This is a genomic window from Bhargavaea sp. CC-171006, from assembly GCF_009761675.1.
GTDB classification, from domain to species: domain Bacteria; phylum Bacillota; class Bacilli; order Bacillales_A; family Planococcaceae; genus Bhargavaea; species Bhargavaea changchunensis.
Genome location: NZ_QUZH01000033.1, coordinates 83,493 through 100,126, shown reverse-complemented (window position 1 = coordinate 100,126; position 16,634 = coordinate 83,493). Strand labels below are relative to the sequence as shown.

At 49.9% G+C, this 16,634-nt stretch carries 23 protein-coding genes; 1 reads left to right on the top strand and 22 read right to left on the bottom strand.

The genetic code is table 11. The features are described 5' to 3' along the window. Positions 1 to 13: 13 nt before the first annotated feature. Positions 14 to 532: a DUF2441 domain-containing protein gene (locus DZC51_RS15430; RefSeq protein WP_157297377.1), complete on the bottom strand. Its 519-nt coding sequence runs from the start codon at positions 530 to 532 to the stop codon at positions 14 to 16. Between the two features lie 102 nt (positions 533 to 634). On the opposite strand from DZC51_RS15430, the gene DZC51_RS15425 reads away from it, so the two are divergent. Further along, on the top strand, positions 635 to 1,270 hold the full coding sequence (locus DZC51_RS15425) for a hypothetical protein (protein ID WP_157297376.1): 636 nt from the start codon (positions 635 to 637) through the stop codon (positions 1,268 to 1,270). 455 nt (positions 1,271 to 1,725) lie between these two features. Here the strand turns inward: DZC51_RS15425 and DZC51_RS15415 are convergent, their stop codons facing one another. From DZC51_RS15415 to DZC51_RS15315, 21 genes are all read right to left on the bottom strand, one after another. Continuing rightward, on the bottom strand, positions 1,726 to 1,962 hold the full coding sequence (locus tag DZC51_RS15415) for a hypothetical protein (RefSeq protein WP_157297374.1): 237 nt from the start codon (positions 1,960 to 1,962) through the stop codon (positions 1,726 to 1,728). A gap of 12 nt (positions 1,963 to 1,974) precedes the next feature. Continuing rightward, positions 1,975 to 2,757: a distal tail protein Dit gene (locus tag DZC51_RS15410; protein WP_157297373.1), complete on the bottom strand. Its 783-nt coding sequence runs from the start codon at positions 2,755 to 2,757 to the stop codon at positions 1,975 to 1,977. A gap of 16 nt (positions 2,758 to 2,773) precedes the next feature. Beyond that, positions 2,774 to 5,551 (bottom strand): phage tail tape measure protein, encoded by a 2,778-nt coding sequence (locus DZC51_RS15405; protein ID WP_157297372.1) that lies wholly within the window; start codon positions 5,549 to 5,551, stop codon positions 2,774 to 2,776. 16 nt (positions 5,552 to 5,567) lie between these two features. Continuing rightward, positions 5,568 to 5,843, bottom strand: a complete 276-nt coding sequence (locus DZC51_RS15400; protein WP_157297371.1) for a hypothetical protein — start codon at positions 5,841 to 5,843, stop codon at positions 5,568 to 5,570. Positions 5,844 to 5,893: 50 nt separating this feature from the next. Continuing rightward, positions 5,894 to 6,283: a tail assembly chaperone gene (locus DZC51_RS15395; protein WP_157297370.1), complete on the bottom strand. Its 390-nt coding sequence runs from the start codon at positions 6,281 to 6,283 to the stop codon at positions 5,894 to 5,896. A gap of 66 nt (positions 6,284 to 6,349) precedes the next feature. After that, positions 6,350 to 6,910, bottom strand: coding sequence for a phage major tail protein, TP901-1 family (locus tag DZC51_RS15390; RefSeq protein ID WP_232524162.1), 561 nt, complete (start codon positions 6,908 to 6,910; stop codon positions 6,350 to 6,352). 17 nt (positions 6,911 to 6,927) lie between these two features. After that, positions 6,928 to 7,308, bottom strand: a complete 381-nt coding sequence (locus DZC51_RS15385; RefSeq protein WP_157297369.1) for a hypothetical protein — start codon at positions 7,306 to 7,308, stop codon at positions 6,928 to 6,930. After that, positions 7,305 to 7,634, bottom strand: coding sequence for an HK97-gp10 family putative phage morphogenesis protein (locus tag DZC51_RS15380; protein ID WP_198304137.1), 330 nt, complete (start codon positions 7,632 to 7,634; stop codon positions 7,305 to 7,307). The genes DZC51_RS15385 and DZC51_RS15380 overlap by 4 nt, the downstream gene beginning before the upstream one ends. Then, a complete protein-coding gene (locus DZC51_RS15375; RefSeq protein WP_157297368.1) occupies positions 7,631 to 7,936 on the bottom strand; it encodes a hypothetical protein in 306 nt (101 codons plus the stop codon). The genes DZC51_RS15380 and DZC51_RS15375 overlap by 4 nt, the downstream gene beginning before the upstream one ends. After that, positions 7,933 to 8,277, bottom strand: coding sequence for a phage head-tail connector protein (locus DZC51_RS15370; protein WP_157297367.1), 345 nt, complete (start codon positions 8,275 to 8,277; stop codon positions 7,933 to 7,935). The genes DZC51_RS15375 and DZC51_RS15370 overlap by 4 nt, the downstream gene beginning before the upstream one ends. Before the next feature lie 11 nt (positions 8,278 to 8,288). Then, complete coding sequence (locus tag DZC51_RS15365; RefSeq protein WP_157297366.1) at positions 8,289 to 8,615, bottom strand: hypothetical protein; 327 nt, start codon at positions 8,613 to 8,615, stop codon at positions 8,289 to 8,291. 14 nt (positions 8,616 to 8,629) lie between these two features. Further along, entirely contained in the window at positions 8,630 to 9,595 is a 966-nt protein-coding gene (locus DZC51_RS15360; protein ID WP_157297518.1) for a phage major capsid protein, read from the bottom strand. Positions 9,596 to 9,627: 32 nt separating this feature from the next. Then, positions 9,628 to 10,227 (bottom strand): DUF4355 domain-containing protein, encoded by a 600-nt coding sequence (locus DZC51_RS15355; protein WP_157297365.1) that lies wholly within the window; start codon positions 10,225 to 10,227, stop codon positions 9,628 to 9,630. 311 nt (positions 10,228 to 10,538) lie between these two features. Beyond that, positions 10,539 to 10,796: a hypothetical protein gene (locus tag DZC51_RS15350; RefSeq protein ID WP_157297364.1), complete on the bottom strand. Its 258-nt coding sequence runs from the start codon at positions 10,794 to 10,796 to the stop codon at positions 10,539 to 10,541. Position 10,797: 1 nt separating this feature from the next. Next, the gene (locus DZC51_RS15345; protein WP_157297363.1) at positions 10,798 to 11,688 is read right to left on the bottom strand and encodes a minor capsid protein; all 891 of its coding nucleotides are present in this window, start codon (positions 11,686 to 11,688) and stop codon (positions 10,798 to 10,800) included. Continuing rightward, positions 11,681 to 13,174, bottom strand: coding sequence for a phage portal protein (locus DZC51_RS15340; RefSeq protein ID WP_157297362.1), 1,494 nt, complete (start codon positions 13,172 to 13,174; stop codon positions 11,681 to 11,683). Before DZC51_RS15340 ends, DZC51_RS15345 begins: the two co-directional genes overlap by 8 nt. A 12-nt stretch (positions 13,175 to 13,186) precedes the next feature. Beyond that, on the bottom strand, positions 13,187 to 14,479 hold the full coding sequence (locus tag DZC51_RS15335; RefSeq protein WP_157297361.1) for a PBSX family phage terminase large subunit: 1,293 nt from the start codon (positions 14,477 to 14,479) through the stop codon (positions 13,187 to 13,189). Beyond that, positions 14,469 to 14,897, bottom strand: a complete 429-nt coding sequence (locus DZC51_RS15330) for a terminase small subunit (RefSeq protein WP_157297360.1) — start codon at positions 14,895 to 14,897, stop codon at positions 14,469 to 14,471. The genes DZC51_RS15335 and DZC51_RS15330 overlap by 11 nt, the downstream gene beginning before the upstream one ends. Before the next feature lie 81 nt (positions 14,898 to 14,978). Next, on the bottom strand, positions 14,979 to 15,299 hold the full coding sequence (locus DZC51_RS15325; protein ID WP_157297359.1) for a hypothetical protein: 321 nt from the start codon (positions 15,297 to 15,299) through the stop codon (positions 14,979 to 14,981). A gap of 96 nt (positions 15,300 to 15,395) precedes the next feature. Then, complete coding sequence (locus DZC51_RS15320; protein ID WP_157297358.1) at positions 15,396 to 15,857, bottom strand: hypothetical protein; 462 nt, start codon at positions 15,855 to 15,857, stop codon at positions 15,396 to 15,398. Positions 15,858 to 16,206: 349 nt separating this feature from the next. Next, positions 16,207 to 16,602 (bottom strand): LuxR C-terminal-related transcriptional regulator, encoded by a 396-nt coding sequence (locus DZC51_RS15315; protein ID WP_157297357.1) that lies wholly within the window; start codon positions 16,600 to 16,602, stop codon positions 16,207 to 16,209. Positions 16,603 to 16,634: the final 32 nt, after the last annotated feature.

Sequence of the window (16,634 nt, the reverse complement as noted above, 5' to 3'; positions counted from 1 at the left end):
ACTCTAACGAGTGCTATAAAATTCTTATCACTTCTGCTTCACCTTCGAATAAATACTCTAAGCTGTCAGGCTTAACTATTTCCCCAGACCAGTAATACCCGGCTTTCTGTCGTAAAGTAGACAACGGAATGGGGTTGCCCTCAACCCAACCTGCATCACATTGAAAGATTTGACCGGTCAGCGAGAGTTCTAAAACCTGATGCTCTGATTTTGCAAATTGCTGTCGCCATCTTTGGATTCGATCGTAATCAGTGACCCATAAGGAATTAAACCTGGAAGGCAATTCATTGTTAATCGATAGCCTGATCTGCTCAAGAGTTATTTCCCTTGTATAGTGCCAATAGAAAACTGCTGCATTAAATAATACTTTCCGATCTAGTTCAAGTGGTGGTGCCTCGTCTTCGTACAATTTCATGAAAGGATTTAACTTATCTCCAACTTTGAATTTGTCACCTATCCTCAAAAGATCATAAGGGTTGTGGTTGCTCTTTGAATTGATATGGTAAAAAACCTCACCATTAACTTCTTTCATAGTCCCCCTCCTTTAGTCATCAATTCAGTGAACTTCCACTGATTTCCTCCTTTCTTGAAGGATTTCCTATCCTGCTGTCGAATGGTGACAGACGGGAGGGAGGTGATTATTATTCAAGAGGATAACAAGGTTACCGTTATTGCTGCAGGCTTAAGCTTAATCCCCTACGTTGGCGGAAGTTTGGCGACTGTATATTCTTCTACCAAAGCCAAAAAGGAAAAAGAACGGCTGGAAAAGTTTTATTCTGATGTTGCTAGTACTATTAAAAGTTTTGATGAACAACTCACCGACGTTGTAAGAAATAGCTATCACGACGATGAATATCTCTCCATGTTGATTGAAAAGGTGTCCAGGAAGATTGAAAGGGAAGCTCGTGAAATAAAACAAGAGAAATTCAAGACTTTCTTCATAAATGCTTTAATTCAAGGTGTAAATAGCTCCACTTATCAGAACGAAGAATACTACTTAGATGCACTTGATTCTCTCTCTGAATTGGATATTGAGATGCTTGTATTGCTATACAAACAAGAACATGCCGTTCCCGTTTCCAACATAGAATCTCCTTTCATTGATGACCCTTATATCATCTTGGCTTCGATCAATAAGTTTAGAACCTTAGGGCTTCTCGAAGTCTATACAGGTAATATGAACGTTGGTGGTGGCGTAGACAATGCGCTTGCTGAAAGCGTCAAACTCTCTAAGTTAGGGCGCAACTTTGCAGAGTTTTGTCTATCATGATGAACTTTTCTTTAAATTTACCACGCCAATTATCACGATAATCAACCAAAGCCACCAGTATTTCAACAATAGTTGTCCCTGTGTTAGGTCGATAAAATCATTTATCATTCAACTCACTCCAATAAAAATGAAAAGGTGGTCAGACATAATGAAAATAGAGACCCGGGTGAATTTAAAAAATGGACAATCGATAATTATCGACGGAGTTCCAGACTATTTCGATAAGAATTTTTTCGAAAAATTAAAAACAACTCAAGCAAATAATTCTGATGTTGTTGTTTATGGTTCTAACGGTCAGATCCCGCTAAAAGTAAACGAAATCAGATCAATCGAATTTGTCATTAATTAATTCACTCTTGTAACCTTTCCACACCTAGATTCCATACCTAGATTAAAACGAGGAGCTCCACTCGTTCCTCCATGGATTCGGCAAGTTGGAGCTCCTAATTGATTATTTAAATCCGGGCTCGTTTTAGACGGTCAGCTTTTGTGATAGCATCAATGATTTCGGCACCATCAATTTTCACTGAAAGCTCTTTGCCTTCCACAAGGTTGAGGAGCTTATCCAATTTCCGCTCGATGCGGTCCAGCTTTGTTGTCTCCTCTGCCCTTGACCAAACTACATCTGCATTTCTAGATCCGATGTAAATATCGCTACGAATTGGTTCGTAATTAACCTCTTTTTCACTCATTCCAATCCCTCCTCAATAAAATCGTTCCGTGTACTCAACCGTAGTCGCATGACTCGCCTTCATCTCCACTGCCCCCGGCACCAACATAAACCACCGCGTCGGCACGATCTGCATCGCGGTCTGGATGTTCTTCCCGTTGAGCGTGATCTTCCGTTTTTCGTAATCGATCTCCAGGACGTCTCCAGCAATGAACGAGTATTTCAGTTCGATGCGGCCGCCTTTGTTGGTTTCGAGAACATAAGAAGACGCCGGAGCCGGGAAGGTTGTGCGGCTGATCCACGGCGTCTTATCCTGGCCGGTGATGGTGAACGGTGAAAAAGTGGTGGTGACTGGCAGGACTTTTTGAGCCTTTCTCTTAACGGGATCTGAACAGATGAAATTGAGCGTACCAATAATGTCATTCGAGGTTTCCTCTGGAGTTTCACCCCCTGAAAGAGTTCCGATGAAATAAGCTTCCTCATCAGTGAATCGGAGTTCCTTTTTGCTACCGATAAGGAGGCCGTTCAGTCTGTTGAACCTTTCTCTCAGACCTTCCGATGTTCGGTCTTTAATTTGAAAGCGGACTACTATCTCCCTAACGTCCAGCGAGTATCCCCTTTCCCGAGATCCGTGTCGGAGGCTTTGTTCACTCATGAGCAAACGCCTGCTCGACACGCCTCGCCCTGAAACGGAGAGAGTCCTGAAAAAACCGGCTGAATCCGAAAGTTCAGTGTCCAGGTTCACTCCGTTAAAGATGGTCATTAGACTGTTGCTTGTTTCTGATGCTACTTCTGAGACTTTCGTAAATTCATACATAGGTTTCCCTCCCCTCTCATGGTCGTCTCCGCCGTCGGAAGGTCATACGGTCCTGTGATCTTGAAATATCTTCGACGAAAGCCTCAAAGTCACCGCTTCCGATCCTGAGACTGATGTATGCTGGCTGACGGCTGACGCTTAGTTCGCTATCAAATTGTGCCGTCAACTGTCGCTCGGCTTGACTGTTGATTGTGCGAATCTGCTTTGCATAGTCACCCTCCGGCATCGCAAGGTCTGGAACAAACGCCTTAGTCATGCCGCTCGCCATGTCTGACACTGCACGAATAGCGGCTCCAGCCTCGGAACTTACGCCGATTGCCAATCCCTCCGAAGTGTATTCCCCGAACTGTCGAAATACCCGGGACGGAGACTTGATTTTCAGCAGGCTTTTCGCCTTGTTGATGACCCCATCCACGACTCGGGTAATGGCCCCTATAGCTGCAGCTCCCATGTTCTTGATACCGTTGATGAGACCGCGGATCAGATCCTTCCCGGCTGTTACCATCCGAGATGCTCCGGATTTGACGGCGGTTATCATGTTGGTAATCATCGAGCGCACCGTGCTAACTGCAGTTGATAGTGCGCTTCGTATTGCAGAAACCATCTGGAGAAACTTTGACCGCACCGTCGAAAGAATAGTCGATAGTGATGAGGAGAAAACACTCCGAATAGCGGATAGGACGTTGCTCACGGTTGAGCGAATGGTACTGAGCGACGTATTCGCTATATTTTTCATAGTGTTGAATGAATTAGAGAAAAAGCTCCGAATAGAATTGAGCGCTGAGGTGAAAATACCACGCACCGCGGACCACATTGAACTAACCCCGCCGCGCAACAGGCCAGCGAACGTCCGGACAGCCCCCATCATCTTGCCGAGGAAGGTCAGTTGCAGTAGGTTCCAGACGAATTGAAGGGCGCCGCTGAATAATTGCTTCACTCCGGACCACATTTTCGACCAGTTCCCGGTGAACAGGCCGGCAAAAGTTTTCGCCAATCCAAGAATGATATTTAGCGCTCCTTGAATCACGCCCTTTATGGCGGACCAGACAACAGATACTATAATTTGCAATGCAGGCCAGACCGCGCGGAAAACCCCGGCAATAACGGATAGCGCCACGGAAATCACCGATGAAATAACAGACCATGCGTTCTGTGTCGCTTGCAGGATCATTTGTCCGTTTTCGTTCCAGAAAGCGACCAATTGGCCCCACAAATCCATCACGAAAGAGACCACTGCGGAAACTACCTGGGTGATAATATTTTGTATAAAAGACCAGACCGTCTGCACCACGTTCCGGAAGGTCTCATTTTCTTGGTAGAGCCGGACGAACACCGGAATGAGCGACAACAGGACCGCGATCAGAACGCCTACAGGCCCGAAAATTAAACTGATGGCCCGTGAAATACCGGCGAACCCGACGCGCAAAAGAGCAGAGTTCGCAATGAGTGGCGCAAACTTCGTAGCGAGCACCCCGAAATTTCCAATCAATGAGCCAGCGATAAAGATTAATAGTCCAATCCCGGCAATAAGAGGACCGATGGCTGCAAGGAAGATTCCGAGCGCAACTGCGACCTTCTGCACGGCCGGCGATGCTGTGTTCAGCCAATTGATGAAAGTGAGGATAGCGTCAGATATAGCCTGCAAAGCCGGCCGGAGTTGTTCATACAATTTCAATGCCAGTTCCTCGACCGCTGACCGGATGCTTCGCCACGTTCCGCCGAGTGTCCCCTCCATGATCGCAGCCATTTTTGCCGCTGCCCCTTCTGACTCGTTGATAGCTGTGGTCAGCTTGTCATAATCGTCAGATGAGGCATTGATGATGGCGAGCGCGCCGGCCATTGCCTCCTTGCCAAAAATGGTAGATGCGTATTGAGCCTGTTGAGCCTCGTCAAGCGTGGAGAATTTAGTCCGAAGCTCTTCCATCAGCGTCGCGAACGGCTTCATTTCTCCACTTGAGTCGGTGATGGAAATTCCGAGGTCGTCCATCGCCTCTTGCATTTGCTTTGTCGGGGCCGAAAGGTTTGTCATCATCGTTCTGAGAGACGTACCAGCTTGCGACCCCTTAATGCCCGCATTCGCCATCAGCCCGAGGGCAACCGCTACGTCCTGAGCTGAGTAACCGAGTGCACCCGCAACCGGAGCAACGTACTTAAACGATTCCCCAAGCATAGCGACGTTGGTGTTGGCGTTCGACGACGCGGCGGCCAGAACGTCAGCAAACATCCCGGCATCCTCTGCCTTCAGCCCGAACCCGGTCAAGGCGTCGGTCACAATATCCGAAGTAACGCCAAGATCCTCACCGGCAGCAGCGGCGAGATTCAGGATTGCCGGAAGTCCGGCCATCATCTGATCCGTTTTCCAGCCCGCCATTGCCATGTAATTCAGACCCTCAGCGGCTTCGGAAGCGGAGTATCGAGTCGTAGCTCCCATCTCCCGGGCAAGACCCCTGAGCTTGTCCAAGTCACTCCCTGTGGCTCCCGAGACCGCCGATACTTGAGCCATTGAATCGTCGAAATCCATGCCGAGCTTAGAAGCGGCTGCAGCCGCACCGACGATCGGAACGGTCAGACCAGCAGTCAAGCCGGCACCGATACCCATGACACTCTTTCCGGCAGATTTCATGTTGTTCCCTGCTGTCTGGAACTCCCGTCCGGCCCTCTCGATGCCAGCGGTGCTAATCCTATCTATTGAGGACTGGAAATTCCGGGCGGCTTCCGCGGCGGCGCGAAAACCCTGCTCGAAACCTGTAGTATTCGCTTTGAGTATGGCTTCCACCGCGTAAGTTTGGGCCATAGTGTGACCTCCTTTCTCACCCGTTCACACTCGCGGCAAGGTTTGCGAGGCGGAGATTTCTCGGATTTTTCTTCACGCCTTCCACCTCTTTGAGCTCTTTCTCGTAATCAAAGAAGTCCTCGAATTTCGGATAGACCGGCACCTGCTTAGATCCTTTCTCCTTCGTCGACGTAGCGAGAAAATTGAGCCAGGCTTGCAGGTGGATGTTCCGGTTTTCATCAATCCTTTTGAGGCGATAGGCATGCATCCGGAGAAGATACTCCCTCAATGTCATCTCCTCCACTTCGCGCATATCCCGAACCTCGAGATAGCGGAAACAGTTGATGACAATCCTGTCGAGGGTTAGGCGTTCTGCTCGGCTTTCACTTGAGCCTCTGCCGCCTCCAGTTGGGAGAATTCCTTCCTCAACAGCGGTTGCTTTCCCATCTCATCCAGCAGCTCCTCGAAAAGCTCCCCGAGCTTGTCTGTGCCTTCCTCGGCGTCCGCCTCAGCGATGCGCTCGATCTCTTTCTCCACCTGTTGGGGTTTGATGCCATGAGACTTGAGAGCCGCTGAGAGGACGTTCCAGAGCGCTGTGATATTGCCGGCTTTGAGGTATGGGATGGCGAACTTCATACCCATTGAAAACTCCATGCCGCCCTGCACCTTCATCGTGTAGCGGTTATCCAGCTCCTGAAGAAACAACATGCCAAACCTGAGATCGAATTCCTTGCCATTAATCGTGAATTTCATGGGTGATTTCCTCCTTATTGATCAATCGAAAGCAAATAAAAAAGAGGGGTTGCCCCCTCGACTGTTTTAAACCCCCGACGGAATTGCTTCAGCCGTCCGGAAGGCGTAGTCTACTGCCGCCTCCTGATCTGCTGTAAGCGGCGTATAGCCGAATTTCGGTTTACCTTCTACCGTGAGTGTGGATGTGACCGTTGCTTCTTCCTCTGCTCCGGCAGGCAGCTCCCAGGAGTCTAGTTTTCCGCGAGCGTAGACGGCCGGGTAAGCGCCGGCTTCGTCTTTCAGCCCCTCGTCAACTGTGACCTCCCAGACTTCAACGGTAAGGTCTTCTATAGCTGCCACCGTCAACATGCCTAGTAGCTTGTCTCCCCGCTTCTGAATCGCTTCGATGGAGACTTCAGTGCCCGTGCCGTTATTACGGGTCACGTCCCCGTCTTTCGTCTTGATGATTTCCCGGTCAGGGGAGAATGTGAATGTGTGAGTGGTCTGGAATGCCAGTTTCGTCGCCGGATCCGTATCACCCAACAGGCGGAACAGGAGAATCTTGTCCTTCCCGTGAATCACTCCATCCAGTGCCGTATCGGTCAGGATGGAGGCATATTGGTCTTGAAATTCAGTGATTGGGTTCATACTTGCTGCCTCCTTTATCAGAATTCAAAAACGGCCTCAATGATTCCGTGCAACAGGGGGGATCCCGCCGTGTTGTCCGGTATCATCTGGCCGCTTGCTGCTGTACACCGAAAGGGCTTCCCCTCGGTTTTGCCTAAATTCCACATACGGCGGCGCAACTCGTGGACCATTGCCGAGAGTTCGCCCCGTTCCGTGTGCTTGTGGTAAATGTGAATAGTCTGCCGTACTTCTCCCAGAACGGCGGTTTTTAGAATCCGGTCACCATCGAGTTGCTCACCGATGAACACGAAAGGATAAGCCTCATCTTTCGCAGGCAGGAAATCGAACGTCCGGAACCCCGCGTCCAGTGATGCTTTGAATACGGCGTCATAAATCGTCTGTTGTGGCGACTTCATCATTTCACCAACTTCTCGAGATCCTCTTTAAAATCCCATGCAAAATTGTAGAATGCGGGACGCATGAACGGCTGTGCGGTCATAAATCGTGTCCCGTATTCAACATACGGTGCATAGTGCGCCCCCGCCCTGGTGACTCCGGTGAGCCCTCCGTCCTGGTATTCAGTGCGGATGGAACGCCTGAGCTCTCCTGTGTCCACAGGAGCCTGTTTCTGTGCGTGTCGGTTAATATTGGTCGAGTGCTTTTTGACAATCTGCCGAACCGGTCCTTGAATGTTCTGGGCGCTGTTCAGTTTATTTAACAGCGGATTCATACCTTTCAGTTTCACTGGGCCACCTCCTCGAAATAGAAAACGGACTCGGAGCGAAGCGGCGTCTCTCGAAGGAGTTCATACCGGCGCCCTTCTATCTCGGCGTAGTCAAATGGGAGATTGTACGGCCGCATCAAGCGCACTACCGCAGTGGTCCGGTCAACCCGGCCGAAAAGCTCCCGCTGCCGATCGATGCCGAGATAAGAATGGTTACATGGCAGCGTCTCACGTTCCTCGGCTCCCTCCACATATTCAGAGAGATCCGGATCATAATAGCCCTCTGTGTTTCGGATGAATGTTACTCGGTCGGAATATCTCATAAGAAAAACACCTTCCCACGACCGGGAGGGTGTTGTGTTTTCGGACGGAACCGGTCAATCAGACGCTGGTAGGGTTTAAATTCATCCTCCAAGCCGTAGAAGTTGACCGAGTGGCCTTCCACGCTTTCCCCTTTCATCCCTTCGCTGCCGAGTCGGTTGAAGCGCCGGACAGCCAGCTCGACGATGATAAAGGAGAGCGCCTCGGGCACCGTATCCGATTCAAGCTCCAATTTCAGGTGCTCGATCCGGCTTCCGACTATCTCTTCGAGCGCATCATCCTGCAGGCCGTCCTTAATGTCGAGTAGCGTGCGCACCCGCATCAGGATTTGGTTTTTATCCATGCAGGCTCACCTCATTTCTGGAGTTTGGCCTCAGCATCAATGGCTGCATCTTTGCCCTGCACGGTTTCGCCGTTGGACAGCTCATACCAGCCGCCACCATTATGTTTCGGGTAGCGCGTCGAATCGACAGAAACCTCACCCTCTGAAGTCTCCTGCTCACCCTCGTCGCTGACAGCCACGATAAGGGGCTTTCCTTGAGCGTTATCTGATCCGGCAAGTTCAGCAACCCGGTCTTCGTCGAGCCGCTTACCCTTCCTAGGGTAGACGTGTCCTTCACGGTAAATGTGATCTCCGTCTTGGAGATCACGGAAATCAGCGACAACCTTGTATTTGGTCATTCAGAAACCCTCCCTTATGCTCCTGGCACTTCTGCCGCTGGCTCAAGTTTTGCGAAAGCGTCGTCTTTGAGAACCATGAAGCCGACATCCATCGTTGCGCGCATGGCGATCATTTCACGCTCGAACAGGTTGATCGGATCACCATTCTCATCAACGATTGTGGAGATCTGGCCTTCTTCTGCAATCTTGAAATTCAGGTTGAACGGAATGCCGTAACGTAGGTAGTTGAAGTCTCCCGCGTAAAGCGTTCCTTTCTTCATCGAGTCAGAATCAAGCGTTGCGATCGGCAGGCCATCAAGTGTATTTGCCGCGCGGTTGTACAGGCGAACTGGGTCTGTCGTGTCGGCACCATCGACCACACCGCGCAGTAGCGACTTGTTCTGTGTACGCGAAATAAAAGCGTTCACGTCATACCCTTCGTCGTTGACCAGGTCAGTCAGTGCAAAGAAATCTCCGGCAGAAATGCGATTCAGCTGTTCAGCGGTGACGACATGTTTTGCCGTTGCTACGGACTGCTCAAGCGACTGTGGGAATGGATTGTCGACGTTTAGAATGGCAGCCTCGTCAAACTTCATATAGAAAGCCTTGGCAATCTGGGGACGCATCTGCTCGAAGTATTGACGGACCGTGTAGTTCAGGGCCTCTCGAGTAGCCAGGACGATAACGCCGAGCTTGTGGGCCTCCATTACGGCACGGACGACAGTTGGCTTGGTCGTCTTGATCTTCTTACCTTCTCCAACCCAGTAAGCGCCAACCGGACCAGTCAGGTAGGTGAATTCTTTGCGCTGCTGATTCATTTCTTCATACTGCGCCAGCTGCATAGTCACAGAGTTCGCCATGATGTCCTCTACGATGACCTCCTGGAACTCAGAAGGGATTTCCCCTGCAAGGAAGTCGGACATCACAACATTGTCAGGGTTGAAAGTTGCGGACTTCGTGTCAGCGAAATGCTGGATGTTCAGGCGGAGTGGTGCCTTCATTTTTCGGTAAGTTTTCAAATTGATCTCTCCAATCATTTAATGAGTCGGTGTTTACGTGCTTTCTCCGCCATGCTTGATGCGGAGTGTGTCTGTTTTCGGCCGGACCCTACGCCCGGCGTTTCTTGTCGGAGCTCTTCTTTGACGCGCTCATTAACGGCAGCGTCAAAATCTTTCTTGATGCTCGTAATTGCCTTCTTGATTTCCTCGTTCTCTCCAAGACGTAGGAGAGACTGAGCAAATGACAGCGGGAGTGCCTGTTCCTTAAGGTCTGATTCGATTTCGGACAGAAGCTGCTTCTCATTAAGCTCACGCTCTCGTTCCTCAATGGCTTTCAGCCGCTTTTGGATCTCCGCCTCTTCGCGCTCTTTGGCGGACATTTTGGCATAGTCCTCGGCGTCTTTCTTTGCGTCCTCAATAGCCTGTTTCTTTTCGTCCTCGAACTTTTTCCGCGCCTTTTCGAGGGCGCTGTCCACCGCTTTTGAGATCTTGCTGTCCACTTCGGATTGCGTGAAGATTGCCGGCTTTTCTTCCGGATCGCCTTTACCCGGATCGGCAGGAGGGTCAGCAGGCGGTGGATCTTCAGCAAAGAATTGAATGTCAAGGCGCAAAGGCCATTTCGTTTTGAATTTCATATGTCCATTTCTCCTTATCCCACGCACGCTCTTCCGGTTACGTTTCCGCACAAACAGAAAACAGCCCCGTCCACGCCCATTGGCCCGTCCAGTGCTGTCCTGATTGGTTGTATTCCGCTTCCTTCCGTGCCCGCGCACGATTGATTTAGTGGTGAGGTGGTCTGCAGTTTAACGACTTGCCGGTCACAGCTTTGTTCCTTCAAACATGTACCGGCCGCATTACCGGGCGGCCGATCCGGAGATAGTCTGGATCACCATGCCCTTTCTCCGCATGTCGCGGGGATAGCGTAAAGCAAAGCGGACCGCCTCCTTCACGGGATAATTTTTCTCGGCGTATGAACAGGGCGTCTCATCATGACCTGGTGCGGCCGGCGAGTGTCCTTATCGATCATCCAGGAAGCCCGCAAGCGTTCGCGGCTGTTATCGGGCTGATGTTCTTCCTCGCCAAAGATAATCCCACGGAGCCTCTTTCCGAGCGCCTCTGTGAAGGCCTCCCATATCTGCGTGATGGCCTGTTTCATTTGTCGCCATGCTTTCTCCAATTCTTTCATTTCCTCTGATGCGTTCATGTCATCCCTCCACTACTGGAATGGTCGAACTCCGACAAAACGGGTGCATAGGCGGCGCATTCACGCCGGGTTGCATATCTTTCACGTTGAAAACTTTCCCGTTCAGGCTCTTGCATTTCTGTGTGGTCCGTTGGTCAATCCACGCCAGATATTCATACTTCTCGATGCCCCCGCGCTTGTATGATGATTCCTGGGCTGCAATCTGCACCCGTGCCAGCTCGGTCTGTGCAAGTCGTTTAGCATTAAAGACAGACACGTTGAATCGATGCTTTAGTTCGCTCGCAATCTCTCTAGAACTCCTGCCCTGAATAACACCCGCATGTAACACCTGGTTAAGGGTCGACTTTAGCTCTTCATGGTTGTTCCAGATTCTCTCGGAGAAATGCGCCCCATGGAAAGAGGCATCGACTAATGTCCGGAACAACTTCTCGTTTGCATTAAGCGACTGCCCAAGAATACCAGCCATCCGTTCAAACTCCCGGCGCGCTTCCTTCATTGCCGACTCTCTCAGGATCTTCTCCTCTTTGCTGGACAATAAAATAAGCTCCAGACGGATGTGTTCCATCAGAAGCTCAAGTCGATTGATTTTCATGGTGAGATTATAAAGACGCATCTGCCGGTTAGCGGTCGGTGTGAGATCTTTTGTCTTCACATACCGCTTGGCCAGCTCCGAGTACTTTTCGATTTCCAACTTCTTCACACGCATACGAGAGTCGGCAAGGCTGATACCTTCTTTGTCCGAGTACCAGGAGTAGAAGCGGTCCACTTGCTTCTGGATCTCTTCAAGGACCCGGTTGTACTCCTCCTCAAGTTCGGCAGCGATTTCAGCATCAGACTTCTGGAGCTTTCTCATGTTCTCCTGTTCGCGCTCCACCCAATAGTTATCAGCCATTCGGTTCATCCTTTACTGCCGGCGCGTCCGGCTGCTCTTCATCATCTGAGGGAAAGTCGTACGGAATCCGCTTTGACTCCTCCTCTTCCTCAATGCGCTCTTCTTCCTCGGCCGGGTCGTCGATAAAGGACAGAAGTTCCAGAAGTGTTCGGTTCGAAAGCCGGCCGCCGTTCTGACTAAACATTTCAAGCTCGTCCTTGACGTTCTTAGGCAGGTTCGGAGTGAAGGTGATATCCAGCATCGAAACATCGAAAGAACCCTCCTGCGCGGCGCTCAGGACGTTATTCACTAGGCGGTAGCGTTCCATGAGTGACCGCTTGAAAAAGCGCTCTTTTGTGACTCGCTTCTGCTCAAGCCCGAACAGCTTATACACCATAGCGACCCCTGAGGCGTTCCCGGCGAACTTCTCGTCATTCATGTTTGGGGTGTTCGTGAACATGTGGATGTCATTCGCTATCCGGCTCTTGTACGCTTCAACGCCGCCCACATCATACTTTTTATAAATGTAATCGGCGTTTGCGGATCCTTCCTTCCCGTCAGCAGACATTTCCGTTTGCAGTAGTAGAATATTGGCGTCTTTCATCGCCTTCGCATCCGGCATAGCGACGTTCCCGACAATCTTCAACATAGCATCATTGAGATCCGTCATGTAGTTGGCCGTGTCGGCCTGTGCAGCATCGTACAGGTCAATCAGCGGCAGCACCTTTTCGTAATCTCCCTGCCGGAAGCGGTTGTTCTCGTATTCAATCAGCGGCACGCCCTTGAAATAATGTGCCTCTTGCTTCTTTTCCACGAGTTCAGAGGAGAGAAAGTTCTTCGTCTCAAACGTGATAATGTCTCTGTCTGTATAGACTTCCACTGTGTAAGGGCGGTCCTGTCCGACTCCGCGCTTGAAGTACCGGACACCGGCAATTGGGTTCCTCTCCACCGTATCGTCATAGATCACAAACGTCTGCAACGCATCCAGTCGGACAAATCGAACCAGATCGCTCTTATCGCGGAACAGGAGCTCATAGGCCCGTCCGTAGATGGACAGATCGAGAATCAACTCTGAGTTATGTGCATCCGCATCATTTTCCCGATTGATGTCGAGCAGAAGGTTATTTAACGCCTCATCTTCCGGATAGGTAACGCGGATTGGCACGCCCGTCATGTATCCCTGAATAAACTGGCTCACGTATTCCGCGAAATTGTGCGGTGGCCGGTGGTCGGCTAAATGCTCCTCGCGGCGACGCCGCCCCTGCGTGATCCGGCTGTTCTCTCCCTCGTAGTAATCGTCTAGAATGTCGAGCCGATGCCGTTGGTGCTGTTGGTGATGCTGAAGCATATCGGATAAATCTTTTGGATTAGCGAGAAGTTCTTCAATGCTCGGGTAGGTGTAGTGCATCCTCGCCTCGGCGCTGAACTGCACACCGGCACCTTTATAAATCGGACTGGTATACGTTTCATCAGCTGCGGTTTCAAATTCATTGATGTCAGTCGTCACGGTCATCCCTCCTTACAAGCCCAGCGATTTGATTGCACGGGCTTTGTCATGTGCGTCCTGGCGTGTTCCCAGGTGGTACCTCTCCATGGAATAACGTAGGGCGTCGATGATGTGGTTGTTTGCATCCTCCGGCTCGTTAAGCCATTTTCCTTCCTTGTCGCGTTGGTATACATAGGTGTTGAATTCCTCTATCGCGTTCTCGCACGACGGGTGTATATAAATCTTGAACCCCTTCAAGAACTGAATCCCGTGCTTAATGCTGCCCGGTTTCTTAATGGCCCCGTGGATGCGCCTGAGTCCCTTTCTGCGTAGTTCTTCAATCATTCGAGGCTCTGCGTTGTCCCCTGTTATGGACGCTTTGAGAAGTCCTTTTTCGCGAACCATGTTGAATATATCGTCCGTTAGCATTCCGTACTCATAATGCTCGTCGTATATCCACAATTCCTTATTTTCTAGATCCACGGCCGAGGAGACTTGAGTGGTCGGGTCATTCGTGAACCCATAGTCTTGGCCGTGCGTCGTTTCCCGTACCTTCCGGATGACCTCCACTGGCTCGAAATGGCGCACCTCGAAATTATTGAAAACAAGACCCTCAGCAACTCCCCACTCGCCGTCGCAAACAATTCTGGCGCGTCGTGGGTTGGTTTCGTATAGATCCATATAGCGTTGAACGTCCACCTCGTCGAGCCATTCGTTGCACCGGAAAGTGGTCGTGGTTGCGAACGTATTCGCCCGCCTTGTCTCCGGGTCAAAGAATGCCGCCTTGAGCCAATGCCTTTCACTCCACGGGTTGAATGTAATCGTGACTTGTTTGAAGAACTCCGGGTCATCGTGACTCCCCCGGATGGATTCCACAAGCGTCGAAAAGGCATCCTCTGACTCAAGTTGATAGGCCTCCTCGACCCATAGCCAGGACAGAATACCGATGTCCACGGTGATCGAGGTGATCTTGAGAGGATCGTCAAGACCCCGAAACAGGATCTTTTGTCCCGTCGGGGTGTATGTGATTTCCGGCATGGACTCGTTGAACTTAAATAAGTGAGCGACGCCCAGTTTGTTCGCTGCCCATTTTAGATCCGTAAACGTGGACTGCTTGTTCGTGTTCGAGTACCGGCGGACTACCAATAAGTTCGCCCACGGGTATTTCATAATGCGGCTGATAAAGTTGAGGGCTGCCGTTTTGGACTTCTTTGACCCCCGGGATCCTTTCACGACTCGGTAGAATGAGCGGTCATGCCAGAAACGGTTATAGCCCTTCCCTATGAGGCTGTGAATGCTGACCGGGCCGGTTACCTTAGTCGTCATCTTGCGGCACGTCCTCGATAAACGTCGGAACCACAACCTCGACCTGTTGCTTGTCTGCCCACATCATGTAGCGTTTGCCGAGAAGTTCAGCTGCCCTGGTTCGTTCGGATACAGTTGGAGGGACTTGCTCGACTGCCTGTTCGCCCATGCCAAGACCGACTAGCTCTGTTCCTTTTGCCTGGCCACGAAGTACCTTAGTGAGGAATTGAAGGATCTCGTCTTGTTCGGCGATGGATTCTTTCTTCAGTTCGTCAAGCCGTTTATCGATATATGCTTTAATGTCAGGTTTGGTCAGGTTCTCGCTCCCAATCGCTCTAGCTGTCTTTTTGCTATAGCCAGCATTCAGCGCAGCCTCAGTTGCATTCCCTAACCGAATATACTCATCTGCAAAGCGTCTCTGTTTCTCTGTCAGTTTCACTTCACATCACCACCCCCATCAAGGTAATCCCTTTTTGTGACATAAAAAAAGCATCCAAAACGCAGATGCCTTCGAAAACGATTATTGCTGTTCGTAAGTAATGATGTATGAACCCATTAGGCTTTCGACCTTCTCGACCTTAACAACGATTTCGTCGCCTACTTTAACATCTGGGTTTTCACTCGAAACAAAGTTCAAATGCTCACCCGTTTGAATGTTATAACCAAATGCGCTGTCAGGAACCAATTCATCGACTTTGACCGAAACTATTTTCCCTTCAGGATTTTCGCCATCATTCAAGGCGGACTCAAGTTGTTCGGTTGTGTAGTCTGGTTCTGGTGTTGAGCTACAAGCCCCAAGCAGAAAAACTCCTGCCAGTAGAATTAAGATTAGCTTTTTCATCGTTATCCCTCCTGAAATCATTTTACCTATTTCAGGAATGAATTCCAATGATGATTTGAAATACAAAAAAGCACCCCGTAGGATGCCTTGAAAACCCTATTTTCCTTTTGAAATAAATTTGTGTGCATTTTCTTTGTAAGCTTTTGAATTCGTTCTCTTTTCTTCTTGTAATACTTGAAAATTATCATTTTCCCTTTTCATTAGTTGCTCAATGTCTCCTATGGCATTGCTAAATCTGTCATATCTAGATTGGAACCAAGATAGATTGCGCTCTTTCACCTCAAGAACTTCAAATAACTCATTCTGTAAATCGAAAAACGCATCAAAATAAGCTGTAATTTCACTGAAGCCATGTACAATTTCATTTTGATCATAGTACGCTTGAGCTGCCGTAATATAGATCGCTGAATTGTTCATCATGGCCATCGCAAGCTCATATGGCTTTTCCTCAGTATAGTGTTCTGAATCTACAAGGATACTGTGAGCTGTGTTTGCACCATGATATGAGTTACGAATCTTCTCGACTAACGTTTGCAAAACAAAGATGCCCTGTGTCATCTCTCCACCCCCTTTCCGACAATATTCTCCATCTCTGGAAAGGAATCCTTCAACATTCTGTCATTTTCTCGGGTGAATCTGCCCAGCTGCTACCACCAGCCAGAAGCCAATCGAGAAGATGAACCACGTCGTAAGTAACGGATTCTCATAGATGGTCTCCATTACTGACCATTACTGACCCCCTCCAATGAACGCAAAAAGGCACCGCCATGGGTGCCTAGAACGCTCGCATTATGTACATAGCACGGCGGGATAAACTGCCCGAACTACCTGCCGCGCCGACCTGCCTCCCAGTATACCCGGAAATGAGCTTTTAAAAAACTATGGCAGGTGTGGCACTTTTGGCACATCAACCTACCATCTTTGAGACGATGGAATCTTTGATCCGCTGGATGTTCGTGTGAGACAGCCCCATGTGCCTACCGATCCATCGCATGGACTTCCCTTCCAGCAGCCAGTGAAGTACTTCGACCTCCCGATCATCGGTGATTATACAGATCCGTTCTTGAACGGCCATGATCTTTTTCTCATAGTGGCTGATTCGTTTCCATCGCTTTTCTCGCCGGATGTACTCACGGAAGACGGGATCACTATGAGCGCCGACGGCTTTCGGCATCGCGGCTTCGGTTCCATAGGCAGCTGTCAAACCTTCTGCGATGTCGTTCAGGCTTTCCCGGTTCATCCGGACACTATTGATCATCCACGAGTAGTCTTTCAGCAATTGCTCCAGCTGTTCTTTCTCCATCTTGACCCCTCCCGTTTCAAAGAAAATGAAAA

Bases quoted from the DNA above. Each gene is read 5' to 3' on its own strand.
- DZC51_RS15430 (WP_157297377.1), bottom strand. From the start codon at position 532: ATGAAAGAAGTTAATGGTGAGGTTTTTTACCATATCAATTCAAAGAGC.
- DZC51_RS15415 (WP_157297374.1), bottom strand. From the start codon at position 1,962: ATGAGTGAAAAAGAGGTTAATTACGAACCAATTCGTAGCGATATTTAC.
- DZC51_RS15410 (WP_157297373.1), bottom strand. From the start codon at position 2,757: ATGTATGAATTTACGAAAGTCTCAGAAGTAGCATCAGAAACAAGCAAC.
- DZC51_RS15405 (WP_157297372.1), bottom strand. From the start codon at position 5,551: ATGGCCCAAACTTACGCGGTGGAAGCCATACTCAAAGCGAATACTACA.
- DZC51_RS15400 (WP_157297371.1), bottom strand. From the start codon at position 5,843: ATGCGCGAAGTGGAGGAGATGACATTGAGGGAGTATCTTCTCCGGATG.
- DZC51_RS15395 (WP_157297370.1), bottom strand. From the start codon at position 6,283: ATGAAATTCACGATTAATGGCAAGGAATTCGATCTCAGGTTTGGCATG.
- DZC51_RS15390 (WP_232524162.1), bottom strand. From the start codon at position 6,910: ATGAACCCAATCACTGAATTTCAAGACCAATATGCCTCCATCCTGACC.
- DZC51_RS15385 (WP_157297369.1), bottom strand. From the start codon at position 7,308: ATGATGAAGTCGCCACAACAGACGATTTATGACGCCGTATTCAAAGCA.
- DZC51_RS15375 (WP_157297368.1), bottom strand. From the start codon at position 7,936: ATGAGATATTCCGACCGAGTAACATTCATCCGAAACACAGAGGGCTAT.
- DZC51_RS15370 (WP_157297367.1), bottom strand. From the start codon at position 8,277: ATGGATAAAAACCAAATCCTGATGCGGGTGCGCACGCTACTCGACATT.
- DZC51_RS15365 (WP_157297366.1), bottom strand. From the start codon at position 8,615: ATGACCAAATACAAGGTTGTCGCTGATTTCCGTGATCTCCAAGACGGA.
- DZC51_RS15360 (WP_157297518.1), bottom strand. From the start codon at position 9,595: ATGAAGGCACCACTCCGCCTGAACATCCAGCATTTCGCTGACACGAAG.
- DZC51_RS15355 (WP_157297365.1), bottom strand. From the start codon at position 10,227: ATGAAATTCAAAACGAAATGGCCTTTGCGCCTTGACATTCAATTCTTT.
- DZC51_RS15350 (WP_157297364.1), bottom strand. From the start codon at position 10,796: ATGAACGCATCAGAGGAAATGAAAGAATTGGAGAAAGCATGGCGACAA.
- DZC51_RS15345 (WP_157297363.1), bottom strand. From the start codon at position 11,688: ATGGCTGATAACTATTGGGTGGAGCGCGAACAGGAGAACATGAGAAAG.
- DZC51_RS15335 (WP_157297361.1), bottom strand. From the start codon at position 14,479: ATGACGACTAAGGTAACCGGCCCGGTCAGCATTCACAGCCTCATAGGG.
- DZC51_RS15325 (WP_157297359.1), bottom strand. From the start codon at position 15,299: ATGAAAAAGCTAATCTTAATTCTACTGGCAGGAGTTTTTCTGCTTGGG.
- DZC51_RS15320 (WP_157297358.1), bottom strand. From the start codon at position 15,857: ATGACACAGGGCATCTTTGTTTTGCAAACGTTAGTCGAGAAGATTCGT.
- DZC51_RS15315 (WP_157297357.1), bottom strand. From the start codon at position 16,602: ATGGAGAAAGAACAGCTGGAGCAATTGCTGAAAGACTACTCGTGGATG.